Here is a 24555-nt window from a genome sequence, read left to right as displayed (position 1 = left end):
CGGTCAGTTGTGTTATTCAAAGCAAATTATCTCTTGATGTGCTAATCCGTGTGCCATCGGTTAATAAGGAAACGAATAGGATGAGTGGCTTTTTGGCCCTTCTAGACGATGTCGCGGCGATTACTAAAATTGCAGCAGCTTCCGTTGATGATATAGCGGCAAATGCTGCAAAGGCTGGCACGAAGACGATTGGCGTTTTGATTGATGACGCCGCTGTTACACCGAATTATGTTGTTGGTATAACGGCTGCACGCGAATTACCAATGGTCGGAAAAATCGCGCTCGGGAGCTTGCGTAACAAAGCTTTGCTGATCCCTGCGCTCTTATTGCTAGACTATTTCATGCCGATAGCAATCACCGCACTTTTGATGATCGGTGGTGCTTATCTTTGTTTTGAGGGTGCTGAAAAAGTCTGGCACAAGATATTTCCTGGTCACGACCACGAAAATGCTGAAGGAAGTCTCGATAAAGACCCTACCGCACTTGAAGAGAAGCGCGTCGCAGGTGCCATTAAAACCGACCTTATTCTTTCTGCTGAAATCATGACGCTGGCGCTCTCCATGATCGAAACAAATTCTATCTGGGTCGAGATTGGAACCCTGATTACGGTCGGTATCATGATTACCGTTTTAGTTTATGGCGTTGTCGCAGTCATCGTTAAACTTGATGATTTCGGTGTCTTGTTGGCTAGAAAGGGGCGTTTTTCGGTAACGCGAACCATCGGCCGATTGACAGTGCATGGAGTACCAAAATTACTGCACCTTTTGACCATCATTGGAACGGCAGCAATGCTTTGGGTTGGTGGTAACATCTTTATACATAGTCTCCACGAATTTGGCATTCACCAACCCTTTGAAGGTATCTCTACTTTAGCAGCTATGCTGTCCGGCCAGGTAACCATAAATCTTGCAAGCATGATAAATTGGATTGCTACAGCTTTTGCTGATGGAGTTTTTGGGTTCATATTAGGTACTGCAGTTGTAATATTCATATCGAAAATTATAAATCCAGCTTTGAAGTTTGTTTCACGATCGGCATGAAAATTTAATCGAACTTCTGGAGGGGCAATATACGCCATATGAAACTAAACAATGGATCGGGCCTATGCTTTGACCGCAGAACGATGAACATGATGCCGGTTAGTTTCGACATAATTATCGAAAGGCATGCTGCGGAAAACGCAAAACTTTTCTTGAGCAATTAACGGGATCTACTCCCGCTTTTCCGGAAGGTTGCGACCTATGACGATAGGATTTGATGAATATTCATCGCATCAAATCCCTATTTTTTGCAAAGAGGACCTTAACCTTCAAATACGATGGCCCGTTTTCTCATCAAACAGGTGGAGTGCAGACAAATCGAATGAGAGTCCAATCTGATCACCTGCCTGCACATTACTTCGCCCTTGCAGCACAAATGAAATTTCAGGCTCGGTCTTCAACGATATGAACGTTGATGAACCGGTTGTCTCAACTGCTGCAACTTCAAGATTCAAGCGCCCATCTCCGAATGGCACGACGCTAATATGCTCAGGTCGCAGGCCCGTAATAACCCGTCGTCCTGCCTCCAATGCCTGAGGCGAGCGCAATGGCTTCGTCGCACTTATTCCGATCTCCAGCATAAGCGCCTGCCCATCAGCGCCCACACTCGCAGGTATGAAATTCATCGCAGGCGAACCAATAAAACCAGCTACGAAACGGTTCACCGGTTTGTCATATAGCTCTACCGGCGATCCTTGCTGCTCAATCATGCCATCGCGCATCACCACGACATGATCGGCCATTGTCATGGCCTCTATCTGATCATGGGTAACATAAACTGATGTCGCATTAAGGCGATCGTGCAGTGCTCGGATCTCCTTTCGCATATGAACGCGCAATGCAGCGTCAAGATTGGAAAGCGGCTCATCAAATAAAAATGCCTGCGGGTGCCTGATAATAGCTCGGCTCATTGCCACACGCTGACGCTGTCCGCCTGATAACTCGCGCGGGTAACGCTTCATCAGATGGGAAAGCCCGGTTGTCGCTGCAACCTCTTCTGCCGCCTTCCGAGCTTCGGCTTTGTTTACGCCACGTATTCTCAGGGAATATGTCAGGTTCTGTTCTACTGTCATATGCGGATAAAGTGCATAAGACTGAAAGACCATCGCTACGTCACGCTTGCGTGGTGGCACACCATTCATCAGCGCTCCCGCAATCCGCATATCTCCGCCCGATATCGTTTCAAGCCCGGCAAGCGAACGAAGCAACGTGGATTTCCCGCAGCCAGATGGGCCAACGAGAGCCACAAAGGTACCTTTCTTAATTGCCAGATTGATATCTTTGAGCGCGTGGAAATTACCATAATGTTTATTAACGTTGGACAGTTCGATTTGCAGGCTCATTTGAGCGCTCCCGAGGTTAGGCCGGACACAATTCGGCGCTGCAAGAGAATGAACAGAGCGAGAATGGGCGTTACATACATGGTCGCGTAAGCCATGATGTTGTTCCATTCACTTGTATTCGGCCCCATAAAGGAGTTCAGTCCAACGCTTGCCGGTTGAAACTCCACAGCCTGAATGATGGACTTAGAATAAACGAATTCTCCAAAGGCCTGCATGAAAATCAAGATAGCACTAACAAGAATACCATTGCGGGCTAGTGGCAGTACGATGTGAAAAAATGCCCCCACTCTCGAATTACCGTCTACGAGTGCAGCTTCTTCTAGTTCCTGCGGAACAGCCATGAAAGTCGCCCGCACCAGCACAACAAAGAACGGCATGCTTTTGGCAGCAATGGCTAAGATAACGGCAAAGCGTGGATAATCGAGCAAACCGAACTGCGAAAAGCCAACAAAAATTGGCGTAATCATCAGCGAGGCAGGCAGCACCTGAAGCATCAGTATCAGGAACAATCCAACATCAACCCAGACATTGCGGTAGCGGGCGAGCACATAGGCACAGCCAACACCGAGTATGCTGATGAGGCTGACGGCCCCCAATGCTATGATCACAGAATTCCACAAATATCGGCCCATATTCCGGCTTTGCCATACATTGGAATACGTGTCCCATTGAGCGGAATGAGGCAACAGAGTTGGTGGATTCGCAAACATTTCCGATCCGCTTTTGAGAGATGTTATATACATCCAGTATAGCGGAAAGAGATAAATAGCTGCCAAAACGAGGGCAATTGCCAGCATGAGACGGTTGCGGGTTTTCATGTTCATCCGCGCACCTCATGTCGTGTTGAACGCACATACACGACCGAAGCCAGCATGACGAAAACAATCATGATTACAGAGATAGTCGCACCTTTACCGAAGTCATATTGTCGGAATGACAGATCCCATGCCCAATATTGTGCAACATTTGACGTATTATTTGGTCCACCATCGGTGATGGCTGCAAAAAGATCAAATTGCTGGAGCGTGAAGATCAATCCAAGTGCAATGATTGCTCCAATCGTGGACCGCATCATTGGCAATGTTATTGTATAAAAGCGCTGCCATGCATTCGCGCCGTCAAGCTCAGCGGCTTCATAAAGATCATCCGGTATCGCAGCCAACCCAACCGACAACAGGATCATATTGAAGGACGTGCCTAACCAAACATTGGCTATTATCACAGCCCATAGCGAGAATGACGGATCTGAGCGCCAAAAAATATTGGCATCAATAATACCTCCCTCACGCAGAAGAAAATTCAGAACTCCAAAATCGCCTGAAAGTATCCAGTTCCAAACTGCTCCAACCACAAGTCCTGGCATCACCCAGGATACGAGGAACAAGCCACGAAGCCATGTCGAACCCGGAAAATTCGCCCAGAAAAAGAGTGCCAATCCAAACCCGATCAGAAACTGTCCCGCAATTGAAGCGACAACAAATACAATTGTATTCGTCAAAATCGGAAGAGTTTCAGGTTGACGAAAGAGATCGATATAATTCTTAAAGCCAACAAAAGGCCTGACAAACGTGCCAAGACTGAACATGTCGACTTCCTGAAAACTCATGATCACATTATAAATCAGCGGCAAGCCAGCCAGCACGAACAAAAATAGAAACGGTACGGCGATCAACATAATGTCGAAACCGCGACCATCTCTCATGCTGGAAAACAACTTCTTCATCAAACACCCATTTGTTCGGATCGGGCTGCCCATCGATAAGCGACAGACAGCCCTGCCCGGGGAGGATAAGGTCGGTTTTTGAAAGCCTTAGACGCTTGATAACAAGCCAGCGTCTTAATTAACCTTCAGTAAGTTTGATTTTCTCCGCAGCCTGATCAAGCGCTTCTTTCGCAGACATCTGACCCGTCAAAGTGGCCTGAACGGCATCTTGAATCGCTTTGGATATTTTGGGCCATTCTGGCGAGGGGCCACGTGGCTGCGCATATTGCAACTGTTCAACAAATACCTTCAAAGCATCGTCCTTTGTTTGATTGCCGGTTGAGGGTGCAGCAATGTCGGAACGAGCGGGTAGTTGTCCAAAATTTTTGAACATATCCTTGTCCTGAGAAACGAAATACTCAAGCACTTTAAAAGCTTCATCAGGATGTTTGCTGTTGGAGAAAATTGCCCAGTTATAATCTCCCATCGCCGACGATCTTGGAGAATCTGCACTTGGCACTGGCAACAAGGCCACCCCCCAGTCAAACTTGGCATCGGTGATCATTCGATCAATTTCCCAGGGCCCTGAGATTGCCATACCAGCATTGCCAGCATTAAATGTCGCGGTCGCATCCCACTGACTGCGCGTCAAGGTATCGGGAGATGCAAGTTTCTCATCAATAATTGTTTTCCATGTATCCAGCGCTTTAACTGCGCCATCAGCATTAATGTCTTTATATGAGGCACCAGCCATCTGCACCCACGGCAAGAACTGGAAAGTCCCCTCCTCGTTCGCTTTGGCGGAAAAGGCAAGTCCATAAACATTTTTGGATGGATCTGTCAGCTTGCGGGCGGCTGAAACCAACTCATCCCATGTTTTTGGGGGACTTTCAGGATCAAGGCCTGCTGATTTAAACATGTCCTTATTATAATAAAGTGCAATCGTGTTGGTTGCCTTTGGAATGCCAAAATACTTGTCATCCCACATTGTCGACTTAAGTGGTCCCGGAAAATAATTGTCTGGCTTTACAACGTCAGATGCCGCAATCTTATCGGTAAGATCAAGAAATGCTTTGCGCGCTGCAAACATGGCATGATTTGGATTATCGATCGCAATAATGTCAGGGGCATTACCGGTCGAATACGCCCGCATTGCTTCGCTCACGAGATCATCAAACTGAACCTGCCGAAATTCAACGCGAATGCCATTATTGAGCTTATTAAATTCCTTGGTCATGTTTGGCACAGGCTGAATCTCACGATCCACAGCCCAAACATTAATTGTTACGTCTTCGGCATATGCTGAAACCGCGCTGACCGAAGCACTCGCCAACGCCAACACACCCACAGTTAGGTTCTTTACGATTCCCATAGTCTCCTCCTCCTTGGTTATCGCTTGCTAAATCTTAATAAACGGCCGCTCCCCCGGCCGTTTATTTTTCACTTAAGCCGGATAGTTAACAAACTCTCCGCCCCGGCATTTTTTTAGATAATTTAGTCCATGAACCTGACCGGTCATTTCAAGATCACCACGGTAAACGGGATCATGCCAACCTTCGATGTCTATTGAACCCGACCAGCCAGCCAGACGTAATTCTGAAATCACATCAGTCCAGTTGGTATCCCCGAAGCCCGGGGTACGCATGAATACGAATGGCTCTTTGCCAAAGATTCCATGCTCTTTGATCACATCCCAACGGATTGTCGCATCTTTTCCATGAACGTGGAAAATCTTATCTGCCCATTTGCGAATTTGCGGGATGGGATCGATGAGATAAACCATTTGATGGCATGGCTCCCATTCAATACCAATATGATCATCTGGCGTTTCGTTGAAAATCAATTCCCATGCATCTGGATTATGAGCAATATTCCAGTCACCTGTCGCCCAATTACCATCCATAGCGCAGTTTTCGAACGCGATTTTGATTCCTTTGTCAGCGGCACGCTTGGCCAGCTCACTCCACACCTCTTTGTACCGTGGAAGACTATCTGTCAGCGGCTTGCCCCGTACACGCCCAGTAAAACCTGCAACACAGGTAGCGCCAAAATGATGCGCATTATCAATGCAATCTTTCCAACCTTGAAGCGTTTCGAGATCAATGTCGGTCGTTTCCAACGGATTGCCAAACATACCGAGCGTCGAAATCGTAATATCACGATCACCAATTGCCTCTACGCATCGCTTGCCCAAATCTGCAAGATCCTGGCCATTTGTCGTCTGCCAGAAAAATGGCTCGAAACTCTCAAAGCCCAAGTCAGCTATCTGACTGATGCGTTGCGCCGCATCTTCCTTAGACCCTCTGACCATCGTTCCCATGCGAATAGATTTTGCCGGATTGCTCAATGTCTAACCCTCATGCTGCAATTGTTACACGTTGACGAAGATTGGCACTTTCAATCGCACCAACCACCATCGCCAGACTTTTAATATTGTCGGAAGAAGCTGTTTCCGGAGAAGTTCCGCTTTTGATCGCATCCAAGAAAGAAGACAGAACACTCGCATGGCCGTGTGTTTCTGTATCATTTTCAGGTCCAGAAACGTTTACGAATTCAGATCCATGAAGCAGCCCAGCATCCATGCCGGCTAAGGATGCCTTTAAGCTATCTTCTCCGTCCCAGGTAATCATGCCTTTGGAGCCAACCAACCGCCAAGCACTTTCCCAACTCGTACGCTCACCTTCTGCGCACCAAGAGCCACGATACGTGAAAACGACATTGTTGGAAAATTCAAAAACGGCATTTGCCGCTGCACCATGGCTATACCATGATCCCTTAGGATTGGTTTCAAGGCAATAGACGGCATTTGGAACTTCACCGGCTACAAAACGCGCGGCGTCAAAGGTGTGAATTGCCATATCAAGAAGAAGAACATTGCGCATTTCTTCGCGGAAGCCGCCAAAATGTGGCGCTAAGAAAAAATCACAATGTATCGCAGAAAGATCGCCAATAAGGCCTTCTTTAACAGCGCGTCTCAAACGCCGGATACCCGCAATAAAGCGTCTATTTTGTACAATAGCATGAACTTTACCGGCTTCTTTAGCCAAGGATATAAGCTTTTGCCCTTCTTCGATAGAAGAGGCCATCGGCTTTTCGCTTAATACATGACAGCCAGCGGCCAAACCTGTCGATACAACTTCAAAGCGTGCGGCAGGAACAACGATGTCAAACAGGACATCTGCATGTGTTGCTTTGAGCACCTTATCAAGATCTGAACCAATCAGAGCATTGGTGAGGCCAAACTCCTGCGCCAAAGCCTCCGCTGTCTCATGATTGAGATCCACAAGCCCAACGATACGCAGCGACGAAGACAGTTCTGGAGACGACGCGATTGCGCGCAACCAACCTTTGGCCATAGCTCCGCAACCGCATATAACGGCATTCAATGTCACGATTTCCTCCCGATTACAGTGCACGTTCTCCTTAACGCACATATTCCGTAAACGTTTACGACGCTATGCGATTAATGCTATATGTGTCAAGACCTGTTAAAAGCCGAACCAAAAAAATCGCGTGGGGAGTGAATCATGAAGGGCATTCGTCAGCTTGCCGAGCATCTGAATATTTCTATTGGCACTGTTTCCAGAGCGCTCAATGGCAAGCCTGATGTGAACGAAGAAACGCGCCAGCGCGTTCTGGAAGCTGCTGAAACCCTTGGATATGTCGCCAACCAATCAGGGCGCAGCCTTCGACAAGGAACAACCAACGTCATTGGACTCATGACTGGAAGTACGCCCGAAACAGTCGAGAATGCTGATAATTTTTTTACAGGGCTGACAGACGGGCTGCAGAGCGTACTGACCCAGCACAACCTTGACCTCGTTATTCTTCCTTGCCCCGAGGATGAAGACAGCGAAGAATATCTTAAGCGTATGGTAGCGCGTCGCATGGTCGATGCTATGATAATCTCTTCAACCAAACGCATTGATCGGCGCATTGATTTTCTGATCCGTGCCCGCCTGCCATTTTTAGCTCTGGGCCGGTCGCAATCTGGCGGCGCTCACACGTGGATTGATCTCGATTTTGAAGGTGTCGCGCGGCAAGCGGTTAATCGGTTTGTCACCAACGGGCACCGTCGCATCGCAATCGCCATACCAGACAATGATATCAATCTTGGCTATCTTTTTATGGATGGGTATAAAAAAGCCCTTCAAGAAAACGGCATTCCATTCGACCCCTCTTTGATCATCAGGGCGCGTTCAAGCGAGCAAGGCGGCTACCACGCTGGCAGTGAGCTGCTACAAATGAGCCCTCGTCCGACTGCAGTGGTTTTAATCTATGAGCTGATGGCGCTCGGTTTGTATCGGCGACTTGAAGAAGCGGGAATTGTGCCAGGTCGCGATGTCGCCGTGATCGGCTTTCGGGAAGAGCCTCGTGGACGCTTCATGCAGCCACAATTAACGAGCTTCAGATTGTCTCTCCACGAATTGGGAATATCTGTTGGCCAAGTCTTATTATCAACTATGCCAGCTTACGCAGATATTTATAACAGACAAGAGCAGCATATTATCTGGCCTATGGAACTGGTTGCTGGTGAGAGCGGCTAGTTTGATCGCACCCCTCCGATTAAGCATTCAGAACGGGTGATTTCCACTGCTGATCTTTGACTGGGGAGAATGCGTGTTCAGCGAAAACGTTGAAATTTCAGGGCGCACATTGAGCTCCTTACTATTTTTGTTCCAAGGCATTTCCTTTTTTATTCCGGCGCTATAAATTGAGTTTAATAATCAAGTTTTTGAACACTCATCGTCTCGATAAAATTCTCTTGCCTGCAAGACAGTGAAGTCAATGCTGGCCAGTACGGACATAACTCACCATGAGCGCCGCCCTTCCGGTAAGCAACTTTACAGCGCGTGATATTCTGCAACACAGTGCGTCTCTGTCGCTTGAAGTGGAGCCTTCCGATATTTCAGCAACTGTTATGGAGACGCCGTTTTTCGCCGGACAGCTCCTTGTAAGAGAAGTGCAGCCCGGACTGACTGTGACAGCAAGTGACGTCACCTACCTCACGGATGAAGAGGTTATCGTCAACGTTGACACAGCACTCTCCTGTGGCTTTCTACTGGAAGGAGATGCTGAAGAAATTTTAATCGGCGAAAAACATCGTGTCCGCAAACGCCTTAATTGTCCGGTGCTTGTTGGCTATGGAACACGAAGTTCTTGCCGCTGGCGCCCCGCGCTTCATCACAGAAGTATCGGCAGCGGGTTTATGATTAAGCCATCATTTTTTGACCGCTTCGCCGATGACATTACCGACGACGGGTTGATCACGCTGCGCAATTTTATTGCAGGTGGAATTCAAACCGAGACGCTGCCCTGTGCACCTGCGCTTGCTGACCGCGCCCGACTGGCATTATCGCATCCTTATAATGGCCAGCTTGGTCAGCTTTTTCTGGAAAGCAATACGCTTTATCTTGTCACCGAAATAGCGGATCAGCTTAAACGGCAGACAAAACTCGTTTCGAAATTAGGGCGACGCCATTATGATCGCGTCATCGAAGCCAGTGATTTTCTTGATAGGAATCTGAATAACCCGCCAACATCCCTTGAAATTGCGCGCCGTGTCGGCATGAATATAACGACGCTTCAGGCAAACTTTAAAACCGTATTTGGTACGACAATTTTCGGATATGTTCGGAGACAACGGCTTTCAATCGCTCAGATTTTAATGCTCGAACATAAACTGACCGTTGCAGAGGCTGGACGGCGCGTAGGCTATGCAAGCCCGTCAGCATTTGCGGCTGCCTATAAACGCCAGTTCGGTTACTCACCGACGCAAGAGGACGCGGTTTAAAGCAAATATATTATTTTACGCGACGATTTTTTAATGTCTCGCGACGATCGCAAGCTGGTGAATTTATCACAGCCACGATAAAGTTGAACTTAAAATTCAACTTACCCTCAAGCCTTGATATTCCGATGGCTGGAGGGCGCGTGGAGATAAAACGTGCATTCAAAAGCCACTTGCCGCCCTTTACTCGCAAGCACCGCCTTAAGCATATTGTTTACAAGCGGCATCGCTTTTCAGGCACACGCGCAAGAGAGCGCTTCAACTCTTGTACTCGACACCATTACGATCTCGTCGCGCAAGCAGGATGAAAAAGACCTTACATTGCCTATTGCGACAACAATTCTGGCGCCAGATCAGATCGGCGCATCGACCCTCGATCCTCTTTCGGAAATCGCACGCCAAACGCCAGGCACCGTCTTTGTAGATTATGGCCGTTTTGGCGAAAACTATCTGACGATGCGCGGAACCGCCGTACTTGGTTCGGCACAAAACCCGCTCGACAACACGGTTGGCTTTTCCACCAATGAGATTCCTACAAGCCTCTCGGGCATCAATGCTCCGATGCTTGATGTGGATCATGTAGAAATACTAAAAGGGCCTCAGGGAACCACATTCGGCCGCAATGCACTTGGCGGCTCTATCAATATTGTTACAAAGCCTGCTGATGGAAAAAGAGAAGTCAGGGTCGACACTGAAATCGGAACCGACGGCTTTGGTTTCGTTCAAGGCACTGTAGGCGGATGGATTCTCCCCGATAAAGTTGCCGGACGCGGTGTAATCCGTTTAGAGAAGTTCGATGGAGACATTCCCAATACGGTACTCGGAGGTGATGACGGCGCATCTCGGATCGGAGCTGCGCGCGGAACTCTACGCTTCACACCGGATAGCACACTGACAATCGACATTTCAGGCGATTATAGTCGTAATCGCAATTCTAATCCGTCCAATATTCTGTTGGAAACTGGCGACTTTCCACTCAGCGGGCAGGATATCCGGCCTTTCAATCAACAATCGATTGGTGGTGGCTCGGTCAAAATTTCTAAAGAGTTCGATGCCTTTAGCTTAACTTCGACCACGAGCCTTCAGGATATTCGGGTTAGAAGTAATAATGATTTTACCGACAGTCTTCTCTATTCGGCATATCTGAATGCGACAGGCATGTCTGCATACCTACCCTACTACAATTACTTTAATGACACATCAGCTGATAAATTGCGCTTTCGCGATCACGAGCGGATTTTCAATCAGGAAATTCGTTTGAACTCCCTCGACAGGGAACCTTTGAAGTGGGTGGTTGGCGCAAACTACTTCAGATCTACTTATTCCCTGAACAGGGATATGAACAGCACGCTTTACCCAACTCTGAACGGCTTTATCGACAACGATATCACCAGTCAAACAGTGGCCTTGTTTGGTGATACAAGTGTACCTTTAGGTGAAAGATGGGAAGTTTCAGGCGGACTCCGCCTTGCTTACGAAGATCAGCACCTTGATGGGAATTACACATCGAACGGCTTTCCCGGCACGGTTCCATCGCTTTCACAAAGCGAGAAATATTCAGATACTTATCTAACAGGTCGTGCTGCTCTTTCGTATAAATGGACTGATGAAATCATCTCCTATGCTTCTATTGCGCATGGATACTCATCAGGTGGCTTTGAAAAAGCCACGACATATGCACCTTATGGTGTTGTGCAATCCCCGTTCGATCCAGCGACTTCATGGACCTATGAACTCGGCTCAAAAGCCCAGGTGACTAACTGGCTGCGTATCAATGGTGCATTGTTTTACAACGATGTGAGCAACGGACTTCTCACAAGCTTCGACAATGCCACGTTAACCGCGCATCTCACCAATCAGGACTATCACAGCTATGGCTTTGAAGCCAGCGCGACAGCAACACTGTTAGGCGGACTAGACCTGACTGGCGGATTTAGCGTCATTCAGTCAAAGCTTGTGAATGTAACGCCAGAGTCGGTTGCAGCTGGTGCAGCAGAGGGAAACAAGGTACCGCAGGTGCCCTCATTCTCCGCAAACATAGGTCTCGATTACACTTTCTCCGCGGAGCAGATCGGTGTTCCGGGTGAGTTCAAAGCATCCGTCAATTATCAATATGTTGGCGTGCGCTATAGTGATGTTGCAAACACTGGCAAGCTCGATCCCTATAATCTGGTCAACGCAAAAATAGGTTGGCAGAAAGACAATGTGAATCTTTACGTATTTGCCAACAATGTGTTCGACGAGCGGCCCGTTTATTATGCCGTTCCTATCACTACAGGCGTTTCAGCAGCTTATGTCGGTCGCGGTCGTGTCTTGGGTCTCGGTTTAAGCACTCAGTGGTGAGCAGAGACAACAACCAGAACAGAGCTACGGGCCTCACCGCGGGCCGAGTTCGATGCAATGCATGTGAACCTTTGATCGGTCGAATCCACCGCACAAACCCTGCGGTGGAATGGTCGCGTATCACCAAAGCGGAATAATATGAGTATGGAGCTTCAACGGTAATGGGCAGTCGCTTTGACAAGGCCATATTGCGGGCCATGGGTGCGACAGATCATGAGATGACCGTGATAAGCGTCACTGATATAACGCCGACTTTCCGGCGCATTCGCTTTCACGCTCCAAGCATGATCGATGGTCGCGAGACACCACCTGCAAGCTATCTTCGCTTATGGGCACCCGATCCGAGCGGTGACGGCAAGGTTCATCAGCGCGGCTATACTCTGGTCGACCCTGACCCTTCAAATGGCGAAGTTAGCTTAGATTTTGTCCTTCATCTCCCATCCGGCCCTGCGTCACATTGGGCTGGGAAAGCGACCATAGGCGATACGATCAAGGCGTCCTACTTTTCCTCAAAAAAATTTGAGCGCCCGGAACCAGAACCTGCCGGCTATTTAATTGCAGGAGATGCTGCAACCTTTCCCGCTATCAATGCCATTCTGAACACTCTACCCAAAGACTGCCAGATCATTGTTGTTCTGCAAGATAACGATGCAGATGATATCAACATTCCAATTGCTGCCCATGAAGGCGTACAATATATCCGCACAGGCCCTGGGTTAAATGCGCTTGCTGACGCAATACCTGACCGTGACTGGTCCAACTGGTATGCCTGGATTGCTGGCGAAAGTCTGGCTGTTAAAACGCTACGCAGTCGATTGAACCAACATTTTGGGTTTCCTCTGACCGATATCACAAACGCGGCATATTGGATCCGCGGCAAGCAGATGCGGCTAAAAAAGGAGCGATCGGTCGGAGATGAGCCTACAGATGCTGACGCGATCGCCAGCAATTCTCAGGTTATACCGGTTGAAAACACGTTAGAATCCTTCGAAGTTCAAAAAAAACGCAAACCATCCCAATGGCGGTCCCAAGGTGCCGACGGCCTTCTTGAGTCGATTAAATGGAAGCTCCGAATTGCCATTGCAGTTCAAGCGATGGCTGCTGTCATGCAAGTGGTTCCGCTCGTCTTGTTAGCAGAAGTGGCACGTCGCCTTATAACCCCAAAACACGGCCTGGACAATGTTGCGACACCGCTATTATGGGCGCTCGTGTTTTATGGGCTTTCGGGTCTTGTAGTCTCAGGTCTTATCTTTTGGTTGCACCATGTTGATGCCGCATTTGGCAAAGACCTACGGCTTAAAAGTGTTGCCAAGCTCTCGCGCTTACCATTGGGCTGGTTTTCAGAAAAGAGCTCGTCAGCGATCCGTCAGGCGGTTGATCAAGACACAGCTCGTCTACATTACCGCATTACCCATGCAGTTCCAGACCTCGTCGCGGCTATCGTTACACCATTAGCGGCTTTACTATATTTGTTCACAGTGAGTGCGGCACTGACTGGCTTCCTGTTTATTCCGATCCTTCTCTATGTAATTTTGCTTATCCGCATGATCCACGGTGAAGGAGATAACATTGCGCGTGTTGCTGACTGGTCCAAGCGATCATCTACGGCCGCCAGCACCTTCATCAACGCACTTCCTGTCGTTCGTATCTTTGGCGGAGGTGCTCAGCAATTACGCGATACGCTTTCGGGTCAAGCACAGTTTCTGAAGGAATGGCAACGTCAAATGGCGCGGCGGAAGCTGAGCGCTCAGTTTGTCGTCCAACCGCCCGTCTTTCTGGTTGTGATCTGCGCAGCAGGCCTCTGGCTTATTCAACGAAATAGCCTGCAATCCATCGACTTGATACCATTTCTCGTGCTGGGAACAGCCTTCGGCCCTCAAATCAGCGGCATTCTCTATAGTCTGGTGCCGCTCAGAGAAAGCAAAGCTGCCACGCGTCGCATTGGCATGTTGTTGGGCGAGCAAGAGCTCGACCAGAGCCGTGCAACGCGCGCGTTGCCGATCGGACCGACCGGCCTATCTTTCAGCAACGTTTCGTTTGGCTATCGACCTAACCGCCCGGTGATCAAAGAACTCACCCTGAATTGCCCTCCCGGAAGTGTTACAGCGCTGGTCGGACCATCCGGTGGAGGAAAATCGACGCTTGCAACACTCGCCGGGCGTTTTCATGACGTCTCGTCCGGGGCAATCAATTTGACTGTAGGCTCTGAGAGCTTCGACATACGAACACTTGAGGCCCAATCGTTACAAAAGACCGTTGGTTTCGTCTTCCAGGACGTGCGTTTAATTGCTGGTACGATTAGAGACAATATTGCACTTGCTCGGCCGGACGCTGGGCTAGCGGAAATAATCTCAGCGGCGAAAGCAGCTCAGATTCACGAGCGCATCATCAAACTGCCGCGCGGCTACGACAGCGTTATCGGTGAGGATGTCCGCTTTTCGGGTGGAGAAGCACAAAGAGTTTCCATCGCTCGCACCCTTTTGACAGATCCTCCCGTGCTTATTCTGGACGAAGCAACCGCAATGGCGGATCCCGATGCAGAACATCTTATCCAACAAGCACTAAGCTCTGTTGCCGATGGCCGCACCGTCCTGATGATAGCGCACCGTCTTCAAACTATAGTGCAAACTGATAAAATCGTGGTTCTCCAAAATGGGGCCATCGTTGAAGAGGGCAATCACGAAGCATTGCTGGCTCGGAATGGCCTTTATGCTTCAATGTGGCGAAGCGGAGAACGATAATGCGGTTGTCACTCTTATTGCACCCAGATAGCAAGTCTTCAGTCCGCATGCTGCAATTGTGGATCCTATTGGCGGCAACTTTACGGGCCTGTTCGTCATTGCTTCTGGTCCCCTTTCTCAACGCGATCTTTTACGATCCTGCCACGGCTGTGCCCTGGCTTGGAACAATTCTCATCGTCGTGTTCGCTGGTTGGCTTACTGAAAGGCAATTAGCGACGTCAAGCTTCGATTTGGGTCTGTCGAGCATGACATCATTAAACGATAGATTGATAAATATACTGCTTAACATTCCACTTGGCTGGTTGACTGGCGGGAGACAATCCGAAGCCAAACGTGCGCTGTCGGAAACTGGTATGGAGATTTTTGCAGCCTGTATTAATCTTTCCGCACAAATCGGAATAAACGTCGTTCTACCGGGGCTTATCGCTATCGGCCTGCTCTTCATTTCATGGCCACTTGGTATCGCAGCATTGGTCTGCTGGCCGATATTACAGTTTGCGATGATAACTGGTGCGAGACTGATGCGTCGTGCAGAGACAGACTTCGCAAACGCTAATCGTAATGCATCTGAACGGATCGATGAATTCGCTTCTGTGCAAATGGTTCTCAGATCATCCGGTCGATCAGGTACTTCTGGTCCTGTAGGCGAGGCAATCGAAGCTCAACGACAAGCAACAACCCGCATTCTCTGGTTTAGCCTTCCCGGAACATTACTCTTCTCACTCGCTTTGCAGTTCGTGCTTGTCCTTCTCTATTCACTGCTCGGTTGGATGCTGTGGACCCAGAGCATAAGCACCCTGGAAGCGATAGGTCTTGGCATCATTATCTTGCGGTTTATAGAACCGGTAGAAGCGCTGACTGCACTGTTCCCTGCTCTGGAAAACCTGCACGGCACAGCGCAGCGGACCACGCGTATTTTAGGAGCACCGATCCTAGCTACTTCAAAGCAAACAGAAGTTCCGTCTCGATACGATGTCGGGTTAGAAAACGTCTCTTTTTCGATTGGTGATCAAAAAATCCTTCAAAACGTAAGTTTCAAAGCGCCAGCCGGAAAAATGACAGCGCTTGTTGGGCCGTCCGGTGCTGGTAAATCGACAATACTCTCTCTCATTGCACGGTTTCATGAGCCCGATGATGGTCTGATTAAAATCGGTGATGTCGCCTTTCGCAATATTGATCAACACGATCACATTCAATCACTGGCGGTCGTTTTTCAAAACGTTCAGCTGCTGGATGATACAATTGCTGGTAATATCAGAATTGCACGACCAGATGCGAGTGATGTGGAAGTAACTGTAGCAGGTCGCCTCGCAGGTGCAGAAGAAATTGCCAAAAGGCTCGGCGGATGGGATGCTTCTATTGGAGATGAAGGGCAACTTCTTTCTGGCGGAGAGCGTCAGCGTATCTCCATCGCCCGTGCGCTTTTGAAAAAGGCACCTGTACTGTTGCTTGATGAAGCGACAAGTGCTCTCGACACCATCAACGAAACAGCGATCAATAAAACACTCAGCGACTTCTCAGAGCATACGATTATTGTGGTTGCTCATAGGGTGGAGACGATCGCCAACGCTGATAACATAGTTTTCATCGAAGACGGTCGTGTCGTTGAAACTGGCGATCTGGCAAGCCTTATCCAATCTAACAAAAAATTTGCGACCTGGTGGCATCGGCGGCGCTCTTCAACGTCTTGGCAGATAAAGAAAATTTAAGTGCTTACTCCCCATTTGCATAGCCAAGGCAAAGAGCATTATGCGCGCACCAGAGACGGTAGAAGCCTATTCTATCAGGAATTATCCGGGCCGCTTGATAGTAGCGCGCCCACCGTTGTCTTTGAAAGTGGATTGGCTGCGTCACGATCATTTTGGGGGCTAGTCCAACCGGCAACTGCTCAGTTCACGAAGGCGGTCGTATACGACCGGAGTGGCCTAGGGCGCAGTGAATACAGACCTATGCCTCGCTCAATGGAAAACATGGCAAGCGATTTGAATGATCTACTCGATCAACTCGGTCCGGGCCCATTTATTCTCGTTGCACATAGTGGCGGCGGGCCAATCATTCGGGAAGCAACCGCGGCGAGACCTGAGCGCATCGCTGGCCTCGTCTTGATTGACGCTCCAGATGAAGGCTGTCTAGCCCTGTTTGATAAGACGTTTCTGCTGTTAGAAAAAGTGGCTCACGCGGCGAGTTGTGCGTTGGCACGCGTTGGACTGCTTTCGCTTTTCTATAGGCGCCTAATGGCACCGCTCCCTCGTGATGTAAGGCATGATTTGGGGAGAGAAGGCTTCACTCAAAAAGCCATGGCTACGCGCGGCGCCGAGCTTAAAGGTCTACGTGAAGCACTGAACAAATATCGCTATCAGGCTCCAACATTACCCAATAATCCTGTGACGCTCATCTCCGGAGCGAAAGCAGATTTCGGAATGAGTACACGCTTGCGTGCTGCTGCCAACACGGCACACAACCTACGCGCCAAACTGTTGCCTCACGGACGTCATGTGCTGGCAAAAAAATCTGGACACTGCGTGCTTTTAACTGAACCAGATTTGATTGTTAACGAGATATATAAAATCATCCGTGAACAAAAATATCGGTGACTTGAGCCACTTTGATTAAGCCGTAATTGTCAGATCATTGAATTTGACTTTTAATCGTGGGTCCGCGTTCAAAAACATCACCAATTTTCAAAATTCTGAACTCCAATCACATTGTGCATACTCACCATTATCGTGACGAAAGTATTGCGAACGATGAATTTAATCGAAAATCGAAAACCTGCGCATCACGTGTCCCATGAACGAAGTATGATCTCGAGAACAAATTTATAGAGCATAAAGTTGTCTTTTTGCGACCTTTTATGTCGCTATTTAGCACCAAAGCAACTTACGTTAGTGAAACAGAATTTCTTGAATATCGCTATCATATTTAGCGATACCCAGGAGAGCTGAATTGAAAATTACAAGACGTGGATTCCTAATCGGCGCCGGAGTTGGCGTCGGAACAGCTGCAATTGGTGGAACAGCGGCAGTTAAATTGCTCAGCCCCCATGAGGTCTACTGGGCCAATGGTGCGGCGGCGCCAAAATTCCCACATATTCCAGCTAAACCGGGCGACAGTTTGGTTGTCGTGGGTGGCGGTCTTGTTGCGATCGCGAACTCCATAAATGCACTGAAGCGCGGCCTTAAGGTGACCATCATAGCGCCAAATGAGCCTCGCCGACGCGCATCATTTGGAAATGCGGGCGTGATTGCTATTGGTGACACCGCTCCTTTAGGGACTCCAATGAACCTTGAAGCAGCACCTTCGATGTTGCTTGATTCCGAGCATCCCTTAAGTATCCGCCCATCTTATGCTGTTCAGGCAACTCCCTATTTAACACGCTTTGCACTGGCCAGCACAGACGACTATGTCCGTGCTTCAACCAAAGCATTGGCGTGGATTTTAGGACAAGCCACTGATGCGCATTTTGAGCTTGCCAAAGAATCTGGCACGCTGGATCGCCTGAACCCTGAAGGCTACTTTAAGGTATTTAAGGGTGAGGCAGCATTTAATCACTTCACTCAGGATGAACTGAAGTACACCCGCGAGGTCGGCACCCCTATTGAATTTCTGAACGACGCTCAGTTACGCGAACTGGAACCTGGTCTGTCAAAAGAATACACTCATGGAGTCATGCACCCGAAATCGGGCAATGTACAGCTTCCTGGCGAATACCTGCGCCGTCTTGAAGAATATGCGATGAGCCTCGGTGCGACACGGATCGTAGCGGAAGTAAAAGGTTTCAAGAAAAACGGGCAAAAAGTTGAGGCCGTTATTACGACATCCGGCGAAGTGCAAGCTGACCATTTTGTCGTATCTGCAGGCGCATGGAGCAAGCCTTTGGCTGCCGAACTCGGTGCAGACATCCCGCTTGAACCTGAGAGCGGATACCACGTTATGACGAAAGCGCGTGAAGACGATCAACGGCTCAGACGCTCTATCTACTATTCTGACCTTGTCACATATTCGTCGCCGATGGATGATCAGGTACGCATCACGACCGGTCTGGTTTATGGCGGTTTGAATCTCGAAGCTGATTATAGTTTGATCCACCTTAAAGCCCAAAAAGCAGCCGCAGCGCATGCTGGGGTTGGCGAAGTGTCTGAAGGTAGCGAGTGGATGGGTTCCCGCCCTTCAGTGCCTGATCATCGCCCTGTTATCGGTCATTCGCCGACATTCGCAAACGCGCATTTTGCGTTTGGCCACGGACATCTTGGTTTAACCATGAGTGCCATTACGGGAAAACTACTCGTCGAAAGCATGTTTGACCAAACCCCGAGGCCAGAATTGGCAGCATTTTCTCCTGAGAGATTTTCGTAAATTTCTCTGTATTGGTCAGTTCGAATTTGGTCATTCGAGCAAGAGAAGAACAAAGAAAAGAAGCCCCAGCACGTTAAGTTAGGGCTTCTATCTCTTTTCACGAAGTGCTTATTTTCTCAAAAACAGCGCTGGAGTCCTATTGAGATCCGCTGGCCCACCGCCGATTCAGTTTCCGCAAAAGATAAAACCAAGCATCCGCACCATAAAGAACGACATGAACTAATCATCGAGATGAGAGGTCATGCATCGTTCACCTTTCATTTGTAGTCGCGTTCAGGCGGGCCGATGCCCAATATCTGAACTCTGAGATCAATTCACACCACACACATTAAACCCTCATACGTATTTATACGTATGGAGCCGTCACATCCGGAATTTTAAGATATTCCCCACGTTTATAATCATGGGAGGATCCATAATGCCGCGTGAAGTCACTCTGTCTGCCTGCCAGTATCTGGTGCAGGAAATCCGGGGATTCGAGGATATGGCTCAGCGCGTGCGAGCCCTTCTCGATCAGGCCGGTGGTTCGGATATTGTTGTATTTCCAGAACTCTTTACCATCGAACTTTTCACAACTCTGCCGGGATGGCGTGAGCGGCCGATTGCTGAACTGGTGCTAATTGACCAGTTCACTGCCGCCTATAAAGAGCTGTTCCGTGCAGAAGCAAAAAAACGCGGTCAGTTCATCGCAGCCGGTTCTCATCTGGAGAAGGTCTCAGAAGAGCGGTTTGAGAACATCGCCTATCTTTTCGGTCCCGGCGGTGAAGTCTTCGCGCATAGCAAGACGCATATTTTCCCTGCCGAATCCGGTTGGTCAACCACCGAAGGCGAGAAGATGGAAGCCATCCAGCTTCCATTCGCCAAAGTGGGTTTCAATGTCTGCTACGAAACCGAGATTCCGGAGTGCTCCGCCTCTCTCGCCGAACAAGGCGCGGAGATTATCCTGACGCCTTCGGCGACTTTCACCGAGCAAGGTTTCTGGCGAGTTCGTCATTGTGCCCAGTCACGATGCATCGAAAATCAGGTCTATCTCGTGCATTGCTGTCTCGGTGGCCAGCCCGGCGCGCCTTTGCCAAACGGCTATGCACGAAGCTCGGTTCTGGGTCCATGCGATCTCGCATGGCAGAATGCTGCAGGGATCATCGCCGAAGCGCCCACAAATGTCGAAACCACTGTGACCGGAAAGGTCAATCTCGACCTTCTGTATGAAAACCGTGCGAGTGGTGCCGCTACGACATTCAATGACCGTCGCAGACAGGCACATCTTTACCGCGCATGGCCGTCGCACATTTAATCGCGATTTAAAGTTTCAATCAATTCAGCCTTGAACGGTCGCGCTATGGCCTGGCCGTTCTCTTTGACCACTGGAGGAGAAAATGGGTCATTTACAACTGCCGGAAGGCAAAAAAATAGCAGTTAATCTTGGTGTTGACTTTGATGCACAGTCCCTCTGGCTAGGTGGGTTCAACCGCCCTTCACCGTCCTTCATGTCACGCGGCGAATTCGGTGCCGAAGTGGGAACCCCTCGTCTGCTGTCACTGTTCCGGAAGCACGATATCCGCACGACATTCTTCACTCCGGGCCATACTGTCGATACATTTCCCGCCATCAATCAGAAAGTTTTTGAGGCGGGTCATGAGATCGCGCATCACGGTTATTATCACGAAAACCCAACCTTGATTGATCGCGATACCGAACGCCGCCTTATGGATCTGGCTTTTGCGACTTACAAAAACCATTTCGGCATACGCCCGAGCGGCTATCGTTCGCCTTATTGGGATTATAGCGAGAACACGCTCGACCTTATCGAAGAAGCAGGCTTCCTTTATGACAGCAGCCTGATGGCGCGTGATCTCGTGCCCTATCGTCCACAACGCTGGCAGGTAAACTGGGAACAGCCCAATATCGCAGGCCCTGCAAGTAGGGTGCTGGAAATCCCGGTAAGCTGGTATCTCGATGATTTTCCGGCGCTTGCATATACAGGCAGTCAGGAAGGCATGTCCGATACGGAAAGCGTTCTGCGCCGCTGGAAAGACATCTTCGATTATGCCTATGAAAACCAACCGAATGGCGTCTATGCGATGGCGCTGCATCCGCAGATAATTGGACAGGCACATCACATGATTATGCTTGAAAAACTTATCGAGCATATCAAAGGGCATGACGGCGTCTGGTTTGCAACCTGTGAAGAAATCGCTCATGCGTGGGTAGATGACGAAGAAGATCAACGTCGTATGGCTTTGCCGGATGCGCGTGGTGTTTCCCCAATGCCAGACGATTATAACTGGCCCGGCAAATAAACCGGGCTTTTCAGAATTGTGCCCGGCTGAGCAATAGGCCGGGCATAGGCTTACCATAACCATATCCTTGACTTTGCCGGTGCTTCATACACATTGATCACAATTGGGTACGTTCGTTGGACTAGGTCAGGAGAATTCGGATAGCAGAAGTTCCACGTTACCGCTGGCGATGTCTTGTTGATTCAAACGGACGCGTAGAAGAACTCGAAGACCGTTCAGGTGCAGACTATATCCGTGCTTTTGACGATATAGCCCATTATGCCCGTGCTTTGCTGCTTTCTGATCGTGATCAACTGGTTTTTCACATCATTGCCGAGGCAGGACAATGGTATCGTGTGCTTATCCTGCGCGAAGCACAGCTGGGCTCACACCAGTTTGCATCAGTCCAGTTGCGAATGATCCGACCATCCCATGAACTGACAATTCGCGAACTGGATGTTCTCACTCTCCTCGCGGGCGGTCTTTCAAATGAGAACATCTCGGCCCGCCTGACCATCAGCACACGGACAGTCGCTAAACACGTCGAAAACCTATTCCATAAAACAAAACTCTGGAGCCGCTCAGCACTGGCTGGTTTTGCGGTTGATAATGGTCTGCTTCGCCTTCCAACACCCGGAGGATATGACGGCTATCCACTCGCAACGGGTCAGATCGAAGAAATTGCCGACATGCGTAAGCGCCACCGTCTGCGTAAGGAGGTGTCGAAAAACCAGTGCACTGCGCGCCAAAACGGATTACGCCCGCTTTACATTGGTATGCCTTATGCCGCGCAAGGATGGGGTGTAGCAGATGCAAAAGAAATGCTGAACGGCGCAGAACTCGCCATTGCGGAATTAAATGCACGTGGCGGCGTTCTGGGACGAAATATTGAACTGCATGCTGTTGCTTATGAAGGCGGAAACAAAAACAGCATTCTCGCTGCCTACCACCAACTCATTGAGCATGAAGTGGATGCGATTACATCTGGTTACGCCTGCTACTCACCCGAAGTTCACGATATGATTGGTGAAACAGGCATTCCTTATCTTCATGCGGCAACTATGGATCAAGCCGTAAAGCGGGTAAAATACGACCGGACGAGGCTTGGTAATATATTTCAGACTTGCGCGAGTGATATCAATTATGGCGTTGGCCTAACGCGTTTTATCGAGCAAATGCAGGCCATGAAACACTGGTGCACCAAACAACGACGACTTGCTGTTGTGAAACCCTCATGGTCAAACTTGGATCTTGGGATTGAGCAGGTCGAAGCGGAATTGCATTTGAGAGGCTGGCAAATCGACGTCATTGAAGTTCCGACCGCATCAGCAGATTGCTGGCAGAACGCGGTTGCTAGTTTGGCCAGAACTGATCCGTCCATTATCGTTCTGGCATCCTTCTTTGTTGAAGATGCCATCGCCTTTCAGCGTGCGTTTATGCAGCAACCTTTACACGCCATGATCTATGCAATTTATGCGCCCTCAGTACCGCAATTTTGCGCTGAACTTGGAGATTTAAGCGAAGGTATTGTATGGGCCACCACAAGTGGCCTTTATACCGATGCAATCGGTGAGGGATTCCGCAAACGTTATCAGCATCGTTTTTCCACCCTTCCCGGCCAGTCTCAGGCTGGACTTGCCTATGACCGGGTTACGCTACTCAGCGGTGCGTGGCTTCGCACAGGTCAACCGCGCAAATTCCGCGATGTTGTTTCAGATCTGCGCACCTCTATCAATCGCGGCGTGAACGGCTCCTATTTTCTCGGAACTGACGGACAAATGGGCCTTGCTTATCCTGACGATACTTCAGATCTTTCAATCAGTCAGGCCCATCTGGTCTTTCAGATCCAAAAAGGTCGCCACACGGTCATTGGGCCTGCTCCGTACACGCAGAGCAGCCTGCAAACTCCGCCATGGTGTTGAACATGAGTTGCCGACGTTTTCCCAGGCTCCTTGTATGAACAAATAATTGCGACAGATAGCAATCAATTCATCAAACAATAAAGACCCTAAGACGCCTTATGCGCAAAGCTCACTCGCAGTTCGTTGGTCAATGACCAAATGATCAGCGAATCCTCCTCTAAGAGCAGCTAAAGTTGCATCAAGCTTAAAGCTGCCGCTTACAACCATGAGGCCTTCCATCTTTTTCAACAAGGCATGGTCAGCTCCGATAATACGCTCGTCGAGTTCACCAAGCACAGGTTGTCCGTCTGCATCTATAAAGCGGCCTGCAATTATACCCACCGCCCCTTTTTTGCGATAGAATTCGATGTCGTCCACACTCGCAATCTTGAACTGAACCACATGCGTATCTGGAGTACATGGACTGAGTGAGAAAATCGACTTATTGCAAGTTTGCAGAGAATCCAGCTGTTCTTTTATAATGGGTTCGGCTTTTAATGCCGAAGCCAAAGATACGCTGGAACAAACCGCCGGAGCGTTTAAGTTGACGCAATAAGCTTCAAGCCGGCTCGCTATTTCGGTAGTACAGCTTTCTGAAGTGCTCAATAGCGGATTGGCAATCGATCCAATCAATTGGCGCACAATCAGGCTTTCAACTGGCCAATGCGGCACATACTCGGAGACGAACGAAATCGTCTGCCCCCACGACACACCAAGGCTATCACCTTTTTTCAGGAAGAAAGGCAAATATTGTGCAGCCACTTCACAGACGAGACGTGATAGCATCTCCCCTTCAAGGCCTTCATCCGGTACGACATGTACAGACTTGAGGTTATATTTTTGCGCGAGTGTGTCCGCAATATCATTTAACCGATAATGCTCCGGAGCAACCTGAATACAAACGATATTGCGTTCTTTTGCGATCTTAAGATAGCTGATGACCGTCGGTCTCGACAGGGAGAGAACATCCGCGATCTCACCCTGATTAAGATTTTTCACATAGTACATCCATGCAACTTCGGCGATAATCTTGCTGGATGGATGTTGTGCTTTATACAT

18 protein-coding genes are annotated in these 24555 nt (G+C 49.1%); 11 read left to right on the top strand and 7 right to left on the bottom strand.

Annotation, left to right across the window (positions count from 1 at the left end; all coding sequences use genetic code 11):
* Positions 1 to 80: 80 nt before the first annotated feature.
* Positions 81 to 1040 (top strand): DUF808 domain-containing protein, encoded by a 960-nt coding sequence (locus tag J2782_RS15275; RefSeq protein WP_310014088.1) that lies wholly within the window; start codon positions 81 to 83, stop codon positions 1038 to 1040.
* 269 nt (positions 1041 to 1309) lie between these two features.
* Here J2782_RS15275 and J2782_RS15270 read toward each other — a convergent pair whose 3' ends face one another.
* The 6 genes from J2782_RS15270 to J2782_RS15245 all read right to left on the bottom strand — a co-directional run bounded on the left by J2782_RS15270 (position 1310) and on the right by J2782_RS15245 (position 7477).
* On the bottom strand, positions 1310 to 2383 hold the full coding sequence (locus J2782_RS15270) for an ABC transporter ATP-binding protein (protein ID WP_310014086.1): 1074 nt from the start codon (positions 2381 to 2383) through the stop codon (positions 1310 to 1312).
* Complete coding sequence (locus J2782_RS15265; protein ID WP_310014084.1) at positions 2380 to 3207, bottom strand: carbohydrate ABC transporter permease; 828 nt, start codon at positions 3205 to 3207, stop codon at positions 2380 to 2382. Before J2782_RS15265 ends, J2782_RS15270 begins: the two co-directional genes overlap by 4 nt.
* Positions 3204 to 4106: a carbohydrate ABC transporter permease gene (locus J2782_RS15260; protein WP_310014083.1), complete on the bottom strand. Its 903-nt coding sequence runs from the start codon at positions 4104 to 4106 to the stop codon at positions 3204 to 3206. Before J2782_RS15260 ends, J2782_RS15265 begins: the two co-directional genes overlap by 4 nt.
* 118 nt (positions 4107 to 4224) lie before the next feature.
* On the bottom strand, positions 4225 to 5457 hold the full coding sequence (locus tag J2782_RS15255) for an ABC transporter substrate-binding protein (RefSeq protein WP_310014081.1): 1233 nt from the start codon (positions 5455 to 5457) through the stop codon (positions 4225 to 4227).
* Positions 5458 to 5529: 72 nt separating this feature from the next.
* Entirely contained in the window at positions 5530 to 6432 is a 903-nt protein-coding gene (locus J2782_RS15250; protein WP_310014079.1) for a sugar phosphate isomerase/epimerase family protein, read from the bottom strand.
* A gap of 10 nt (positions 6433 to 6442) precedes the next feature.
* A complete protein-coding gene (locus J2782_RS15245; RefSeq protein WP_310014077.1) occupies positions 6443 to 7477 on the bottom strand; it encodes a Gfo/Idh/MocA family protein in 1035 nt (344 codons plus the stop codon).
* 135 nt (positions 7478 to 7612) lie between these two features.
* Here J2782_RS15245 and J2782_RS15240 point away from each other — a divergent pair, with 135 nt between their 5' ends.
* From J2782_RS15240 to J2782_RS15195, 10 genes are all read left to right on the top strand, one after another.
* Entirely contained in the window at positions 7613 to 8632 is a 1020-nt protein-coding gene (locus J2782_RS15240) for a LacI family DNA-binding transcriptional regulator (RefSeq protein WP_310014075.1), read from the top strand.
* Positions 8633 to 8901: 269 nt separating this feature from the next.
* Positions 8902 to 9879, top strand: coding sequence for a helix-turn-helix transcriptional regulator (locus tag J2782_RS15235; protein ID WP_310014074.1), 978 nt, complete (start codon positions 8902 to 8904; stop codon positions 9877 to 9879).
* A gap of 153 nt (positions 9880 to 10032) precedes the next feature.
* The gene (locus J2782_RS15230) at positions 10033 to 12219 is read left to right on the top strand and encodes a TonB-dependent receptor (RefSeq protein ID WP_310014072.1); all 2187 of its coding nucleotides are present in this window, start codon (positions 10033 to 10035) and stop codon (positions 12217 to 12219) included.
* A gap of 161 nt (positions 12220 to 12380) precedes the next feature.
* Positions 12381 to 14960 carry an ABC transporter ATP-binding protein/permease gene (locus J2782_RS15225; RefSeq protein WP_310014070.1) on the top strand — a complete coding sequence of 860 codons (2580 nt, stop codon included), beginning with the start codon at positions 12381 to 12383 and terminating at the stop codon, positions 14958 to 14960.
* The gene (locus J2782_RS15220) at positions 14960 to 16669 is read left to right on the top strand and encodes an ABC transporter ATP-binding protein (RefSeq protein WP_310014069.1); all 1710 of its coding nucleotides are present in this window, start codon (positions 14960 to 14962) and stop codon (positions 16667 to 16669) included. The genes J2782_RS15225 and J2782_RS15220 overlap by 1 nt, the downstream gene beginning before the upstream one ends.
* Positions 16670 to 17554 (top strand): alpha/beta fold hydrolase, encoded by an 885-nt coding sequence (locus tag J2782_RS15215; RefSeq protein ID WP_310014067.1) that lies wholly within the window; start codon positions 16670 to 16672, stop codon positions 17552 to 17554.
* A gap of 352 nt (positions 17555 to 17906) precedes the next feature.
* Positions 17907 to 19316: an NAD(P)/FAD-dependent oxidoreductase gene (locus tag J2782_RS15210; RefSeq protein ID WP_310014064.1), complete on the top strand. Its 1410-nt coding sequence runs from the start codon at positions 17907 to 17909 to the stop codon at positions 19314 to 19316.
* 418 nt (positions 19317 to 19734) lie between these two features.
* Positions 19735 to 20610: a carbon-nitrogen hydrolase family protein gene (locus J2782_RS15205; protein ID WP_310014062.1), complete on the top strand. Its 876-nt coding sequence runs from the start codon at positions 19735 to 19737 to the stop codon at positions 20608 to 20610.
* A gap of 82 nt (positions 20611 to 20692) precedes the next feature.
* Positions 20693 to 21616, top strand: a complete 924-nt coding sequence (locus tag J2782_RS15200; protein WP_310014060.1) for a polysaccharide deacetylase family protein — start codon at positions 20693 to 20695, stop codon at positions 21614 to 21616.
* Between the two features lie 269 nt (positions 21617 to 21885).
* Entirely contained in the window at positions 21886 to 23517 is a 1632-nt protein-coding gene (locus J2782_RS15195) for an ABC transporter substrate-binding protein (protein WP_310014059.1), read from the top strand.
* Positions 23518 to 23613: 96 nt separating this feature from the next.
* Here the strand turns inward: J2782_RS15195 and J2782_RS15190 are convergent, their stop codons facing one another.
* Entirely contained in the window at positions 23614 to 24555 is a 942-nt protein-coding gene (locus J2782_RS15190; protein ID WP_310014056.1) for a sugar-binding transcriptional regulator, read from the bottom strand.

This window comes from Brucella pseudogrignonensis (assembly GCF_031454375.1).
Lineage (GTDB): Bacteria > Pseudomonadota > Alphaproteobacteria > Rhizobiales > Rhizobiaceae > Brucella > Brucella pseudogrignonensis_A.
Note: the sequence above shows the minus strand (reverse complement) of the source record. Positions and strands in the feature narration are given on the sequence as shown.

Coding starts and splice junctions, on each gene's coding strand:
- J2782_RS15190 (WP_310014056.1), bottom strand. CDS start 24,555: ATGTATAAAGCACAACATCCATCCAGCAAGATTATCGCCGAAGTTGCA.
- J2782_RS15200 (WP_310014060.1), top strand. CDS start 20,693: ATGGGTCATTTACAACTGCCGGAAGGCAAAAAAATAGCAGTTAATCTT.
- J2782_RS15275 (WP_310014088.1), top strand. CDS start 81: ATGAGTGGCTTTTTGGCCCTTCTAGACGATGTCGCGGCGATTACTAAA.
- J2782_RS15260 (WP_310014083.1), bottom strand. CDS start 4,106: ATGAAGAAGTTGTTTTCCAGCATGAGAGATGGTCGCGGTTTCGACATT.
- J2782_RS15270 (WP_310014086.1), bottom strand. CDS start 2,383: ATGAGCCTGCAAATCGAACTGTCCAACGTTAATAAACATTATGGTAAT.
- J2782_RS15205 (WP_310014062.1), top strand. CDS start 19,735: ATGCCGCGTGAAGTCACTCTGTCTGCCTGCCAGTATCTGGTGCAGGAA.
- J2782_RS15255 (WP_310014081.1), bottom strand. CDS start 5,457: ATGGGAATCGTAAAGAACCTAACTGTGGGTGTGTTGGCGTTGGCGAGT.
- J2782_RS15220 (WP_310014069.1), top strand. CDS start 14,960: ATGCGGTTGTCACTCTTATTGCACCCAGATAGCAAGTCTTCAGTCCGC.
- J2782_RS15265 (WP_310014084.1), bottom strand. CDS start 3,207: ATGAACATGAAAACCCGCAACCGTCTCATGCTGGCAATTGCCCTCGTT.
- J2782_RS15240 (WP_310014075.1), top strand. CDS start 7,613: ATGAAGGGCATTCGTCAGCTTGCCGAGCATCTGAATATTTCTATTGGC.
- J2782_RS15225 (WP_310014070.1), top strand. CDS start 12,381: ATGGGCAGTCGCTTTGACAAGGCCATATTGCGGGCCATGGGTGCGACA.
- J2782_RS15235 (WP_310014074.1), top strand. CDS start 8,902: ATGAGCGCCGCCCTTCCGGTAAGCAACTTTACAGCGCGTGATATTCTG.